Origin of the sequence: Paraburkholderia sp. SIMBA_027, assembly GCF_046535315.1 — a bacterium.
GTDB classification, from domain to species: domain Bacteria; phylum Pseudomonadota; class Gammaproteobacteria; order Burkholderiales; family Burkholderiaceae; genus Paraburkholderia; species Paraburkholderia tropica.
In genome coordinates, this window is the sequence record NZ_JAWRWY010000378.1 from 1 (window position 1) to 279 (window position 279).

Consider the following 279-nt stretch of genomic DNA (forward strand, 5'->3'; position numbering starts at 1 on the left):
TCAGGCGGGTTGTTTCGAGGCCATGGTCAACGACCTGCGTTCGATAATCCGCGTCGCGCAGGGCCGTAAGGGCCAGCCAAGCGCAGTCATTCTCGATGGGCGCACGTTGCAATCGACGTGCGAGAGTGGTCCTCGCGCCGGCTACGACGGCTATAAACGCAAGCGGGGCAGCAAGGTCCATATGGCGGTAGATACGTTGGGGCAGTTGCTTGCGGTGAACATTACTCCGGCCAACGAGCAGGAGCGAGCCCAGGTTGGCGAACTCGCTCGTCAGGTCCA

At 61.6% G+C, this 279-nt stretch carries 1 protein-coding gene; it reads left to right on the forward strand.

Annotation, left to right across the window (positions count from 1 at the left end; genetic code table 11):
• Positions 1-279, forward strand: a 279-nt coding sequence (locus tag SB764_RS39500) for a transposase (protein ID WP_410866683.1), incomplete at both ends; no start/stop codon positions are given.